The 3,159-nt window shown below is 60.1% G+C and carries 3 protein-coding genes; 2 read left to right on the top strand and 1 reads right to left on the bottom strand.

Annotated features, from left to right (window positions below; genetic code table 11):
- The first annotated feature begins 144 nt into the window (after window positions 1-144).
- Together ACW9IR_RS29050 and ACW9IR_RS29045 are read left to right on the top strand one after the other, a co-directional pair.
- Window positions 145-1,626 carry a methyl-accepting chemotaxis protein gene (locus tag ACW9IR_RS29050; protein ID WP_102900370.1) on the top strand — a complete coding sequence of 494 codons (1,482 nt, stop codon included), beginning with the start codon at window positions 145-147 and terminating at the stop codon, window positions 1,624-1,626.
- Between the two features lie 203 nt (window positions 1,627-1,829).
- Window positions 1,830-2,195 (top strand): DUF962 domain-containing protein, encoded by a 366-nt coding sequence (locus ACW9IR_RS29045; protein ID WP_034155260.1) that lies wholly within the window; start codon window positions 1,830-1,832, stop codon window positions 2,193-2,195.
- 1 nt (window position 2,196) lies between these two features.
- Here ACW9IR_RS29045 and ACW9IR_RS29040 read toward each other — a convergent pair whose 3' ends face one another.
- On the bottom strand, window positions 2,197-2,991 hold the full coding sequence (locus ACW9IR_RS29040) for an acyl-CoA thioesterase (RefSeq protein ID WP_102900369.1): 795 nt from the start codon (window positions 2,989-2,991) through the stop codon (window positions 2,197-2,199).
- Between the last annotated feature and the right edge of the window lie 168 nt (window positions 2,992-3,159).

The following is a 3,159-nucleotide window of genomic DNA, read 5'->3' as shown; positions in this document are numbered from 1 at the left end:
TACCGGATGTACGCCATCCCCATGTAGGGGCTGCCGAAGGCTGCGATCTTTTGATCTCTTGACCCACATCAAATCGAGCCTTCTGCATAGCGGCACAATAATGGCACCTTGCCAAAACTGTTTCCGCTATCAGAGAAGACCTCCATGGGTGCCTGGCTTAGCAATATCTCGCTGAAATACAAATTCTGGGCGGTCAATGCGGTCGCCTTCGTCACTACCCTGCTGCTGGTGCTGTACGCCGTGCAGCTCGAACAACAGGCGCGCAGTCACGCGTCACAGGCCTCGGCGCAAGCCCAGGCACAACTGCTCAAAGCCTGGCCGGACGGGCAACCGCTGCCGAAGACCGATCAGGTACTGACCTTCAAGCGCGGCGAAGCACCGCGCCTGAACGATCAACCCTTGCTGGAAATCACGGGAAGCAACGGCTGGAACGAGATCAATCACCTGCCGCTGTTCGGCGACAACCCGTTGATGGGCGCTGAGGTGTTCAGCCGCGCCGACGGCCAACAGGTTGCGGTGATTGCCTACGGCCCGAGCCTGAGTCAGGTGTTCAGCGAGCGTTTCGCCAATTACGCGGTGGCGGTGTTCATCCTGATGTTCGCCATGCTGTGTGCCTCGCAACTGTTGATCCGCTTCCTGCTCAGCCAGCTCAACACCTTGAAAGACGTGATGCTCCACGTCGAAAAAAGCGGTGATCTCTCGGCCCGAGTGCCATTGGCGGGCAAAGATGAAGTCGGCCAGATGGCCAATGCGTTTAACGCGATGCAGGCCGGTTATCAGCGCGTTGTCAGCACCGTGGCCAACACCGCACGGCAACTGGATGTCGGTGCGGCGCGGCTGGCGTCGAGCATGAACGAAGTGCGTAACGGCATGCTCGGTCAGCAGAGCGAAACCGATCAGGCCGCCACGGCGATCAACGAAATGACCGCCACGGTTTATCACATCGCCCAACACGCCGGCGCCACCCGCGACCTGTCGCAGACCGCCGATGGTCTCGCCGGCAGCGGTCAGCAAGTGGTCGCGCGAGTGCAGCACTCGATTGCCGGGCTCTCCAGCGGTGTACAGCAGACCGCCGAGATGATTCAACGGCTGGCCGAGGACAGTCAGAAGATCAACGGCGTGGTCAGCGTGATTCACAGCATTGCCGAGCAGACTAATCTATTGGCGTTGAACGCTGCGATCGAAGCGGCCCGTGCCGGTGAGATGGGCCGCGGTTTTGCAGTGGTCGCCGATGAAGTGCGCAATCTGGCCAAACGAGTACAGACTTCGACTGACGAGATCACCACCATGGTCTCGGCGTTGCAGGCCGGCACCCGCGATGCGGTGGATTTCATGCAGGAGAGTTCGTACAAGGCTGACGATTGCGTGCAGCAGGCGCAAGAGGCCGGCGCGGCGCTGGCGGAGATCACCGGAGCGGTGGCGCAGATGCGTGAAAGCAATACGCAGATTGCCGTGGCGGCGGAGCAGCAAAGCCAGGTCGCCGAGGAGATGAACCGGGCAGTGGTAAGTATTCGCGATGTGACCGAGAACACCGTGCAGCAAACGGTGGATTCGGCGACCACGAGTAATGAGTTGGCGACGTTGGCTGGGGAACTCAACAAGGCTATAGGTCAGCTCAAGCTTTGAGGGACTCATCGCGAGCAGGCTCACTCCTACAGGGGAATGCATTCCAAATGTAGGGCTTCGCCTGCTCGCGATGGCGTCAGATCGGCCAACATCAATCACGGTCATTGCCGCTATCAACTCAATAGCCAACCTTGATTCGCCGCCCTCCCTGCCCGGGCCTATTCTTCAACCATGAGTTCAACATGGATCGAGGAGTAGAAAACATGGGCAAACGTCACCCCAACCTTCCCGCGTGGCAATGGCGCGCGTACCCGGGTAATCATCAGCACCCGACCAATCTGGTGTTGCACCTGATCGCCGTGCCGTTGTTCATCGTCGCGTTTCTGCTGATCGTCTCCGGGGTGTTCAGCCTGAGCCTGGCCAGTGTGGCCATCGGCGTGATCGGCATCATCGCGGCGCTGGGTTTGCAGCGTCATGGTCACAGCCTGGAGGCGCAAGCCTCCGAGCCGTTCAGTGATCGTAAAGATGCCGTCTCGCGGTTACTGGTCGAGCAGTTCCTGACCTTCCCGCGCTTCTTTCTCAGTGGCGGCTGGTGGCGCGCCTGGCGTGAGCGCCACCGTCGGCATTGAGTCAGGCGAAAATCGTGACGGTCTGGCGACTCATCGCAATCAATTCACCTTCCGCGCTCCACAACTTGGCGGCGACATGGCCGTAGCCGTCGGCGGCGTACTCGATGTCGGCGAGGTATTGGCACCAGTCCAGCGTGCTCAAGTCGCGTAACGGCTGAACGAATTCGATGGTCCAGGTCAGCGTGCTGCCCGGCGCAGGCTTCTTCAGATACGGCAGCAGTGCGGGCGGCCATGCATCTACCAAGGCCAACAGATGCGCCTCATTGACCGGCTCTTCTTTGACATCGCCGCGTAACCGCACCCAGCCGCCCATCAGCCGCGATTGATTGCCGGTGAACGGCATCCCACCGACACTCCAGCGCATCGCCAGATGACGCATGAATTCCGGGGTCACGCCTTTGATGTAAGGCAACTCCTGGCATTCGTCCCAGTGTTTCATTGCCGGCGCCGGATACGCTTCCACGGCGACTTCCGAAGGCCGCGAGGCACCGAAGCTGCCTTGAATGATCGTTACCACCTGACCATTCTGCATCGCCCGGCCCATGACTTGGCTGACAGCTTTGCCTTCACGCAGCACATCCACTTCGAAACTCACCGGGACTTCGGGCTCGACCGGGCCGACAAAGGTGATCGCCAGCGAACGCACCGGGCGATCCGCCGGGACTTTCGCACGCATGGCTTCGTATTGCAGCGCGGCAACCAGACCACCGAAACTGGCACGGCCCTGACCCCATTCGGCAGGAATGGTCAGTTCCGGTTGGCGGCGGACCGCATCGAGCAGATCGCTAAAGCGCATGGCAACCTCAGAAAACGAGAAAGGAATGCAGGGATCTTAACCAGACCTGCACAGCGCCGCAGCGTCTATTCCGGTCAAATGGGCTGACAGAAAGGCCTTACACCTATATCCGCCACATTGAAGATCCCTTGTAGGAGTGAGCCTGCTCGCGATAGCGGTCTGACAGCC

Source organism: Pseudomonas sp. SDT291_1_S447 (assembly GCF_054070155.1).
Note: the sequence above shows the minus strand (reverse complement) of the source record. Positions and strands in the feature narration are given on the sequence as shown.